Here is a 1,654-nt window from a genome sequence, read left to right as displayed (position 1 = left end):
CTTATAACGCCTGGTACAAAACCCGGAATTTTGGAATAAACCTGGCGGTCTCTTTTTGGTTTTACAGCGCACTGGATATTATACTTACCGATTGATCCCATCAATGAATAATACAAAATCTTTCATAGTACTTTTGGTCTTTGGTCTGCTGGCCGTTCTGGGCTGCGGGCCGGATGCCAAACGCGATAACCCGCTAGACCCGGTCAACGGCCGGGGGGTCTGGGGCACGGTCCGCAGTTCCAAAGCTTCTGCGGTGCCAGGAGCGGTGGTCACGGCCCGGCCGGTCAACATCAATACCGTTTGCGATGCCCAGGGCGCCTACAGCCTGGATCTTACCGGAGGGGAAAGATACGTGCTGACGGTCAGCCATCCCCTATACCGGGATGCATCAGATACGATAGATGTTCCTGCCGACGGGAAACTGGAGAAAGATTTCATCCTGGCCGGGAAACCATACCTTTCACTGCCCAAGGTAAATACTTATAAAATCGCCCATGAAAATGGTACTTTTGACAGAGGCTTGAAATTGGAATGTCTTGGCACCCATCCGGATGGACAATCTAATTTGGCGGCGTATAATCTGTATGCCTCGGTCAATAATAATAATTATCCAGCTACGCCAAGCCCGGTGGATTCTTTCAGCATAGCGTATATCTGGGATCTGAGCCTGGCCCTTATTTATGTGGCCACGCCCGATTCTGAAACCTGGATCATAGGGGAGCCGGTTTCTTTTTTAATGGAACCAAGCGAAGATCTGGCTCCATTGCAGGCAACTGTTCCATTGTTCAGCTCTGTTCCGACAAACCTTATACCTAACAACGGAGCGGCATTGACTTTGCCAGGTAAGTTAAGTTGGAACAACGCTGTAGCCAGCGTGGTGGATATCACAGTTGAGATATGGCAAGGCACCCAGTTAAAATGGTCCTTGGGCACAGCCAGTGTCTCCAGCGTTAACTGCAATGCCACTCTTATTTCCGGCGGTTATACCTGGTTAGTAAGAACCACTGACAATGACGGGAATACTGCCGCTTCCGAAGCAACTTTTATCATTCCATAATAAAATCAGATAAAAATAAAATGTCTACCGAGGAATTAAAACAAGTCGACAAAGAAGGGATGCTGGCCCTTTATGACATCAGCCAGGTGATCAACTCCATCCAGGAACCGGAGGAGCTGTTCAATCGGGTGATGGACCTGGTGATATCCACCACCAAGGCCGAGCGGGGCCTGCTGATGATAAAGGAACAGCCTTCGGGTGAGCTGGTGGTGAAGGTGGCCCGCAACTTCCAGCGCCGGCCCATAGAAAACCCCGACGAGATATCCCAGACCATCCTGACCCAGGTGCTGGAAAGCGGGGAAGGTACCCTGACCTCTGACGCCAAGACCGATCCCCGTTTCTCCGGCTCGGAGAGCGTGATGCTTTATAACATCCTCTCCATAATCTGCGTCCCCCTGAAAAAGCAGGACCAGACCATCGGCCTGATCTATGTGGACAGCCGCACCACCAGGAACGTTTTCACCGAGCGCGACAAGGTATTCCTGGCGGCCTTTGCCAACATGGCGGCCATCTCCATCGAGAATGCCAGGCTTCAGGCCCGGCTCAGGCAGGAGAACCTGATACTTAAAGAGGAGATCAGCCGCCAGTACCGTTTCG

The 1,654-nt window shown here is 51.6% G+C and carries 2 protein-coding genes; both read left to right on the top strand.

Features of this window, described 5'->3' with window-relative positions:
• Positions 1–55: 55 nt before the first annotated feature.
• On the top strand, positions 56–1,057 hold the full coding sequence (locus tag Q7U71_04890; protein MDO9391095.1) for a carboxypeptidase-like regulatory domain-containing protein: 1,002 nt from the start codon (positions 56–58) through the stop codon (positions 1,055–1,057).
• Between the two features lie 20 nt (positions 1,058–1,077).
• The coding region (locus tag Q7U71_04885) for a GAF domain-containing protein (protein MDO9391094.1) at positions 1,078–1,654 on the top strand (577 nt) is incomplete at its 3' end.

It is taken from the genome of bacterium (genome assembly GCA_030655055.1).
In the GTDB taxonomy this organism is placed as follows: domain Bacteria; phylum Edwardsbacteria; class AC1; order AC1; family EtOH8; genus UBA5202.
The sequence above is the reverse complement of the archived record's forward strand: the minus strand, read 5'-3'. Positions and strand labels throughout refer to the sequence as shown.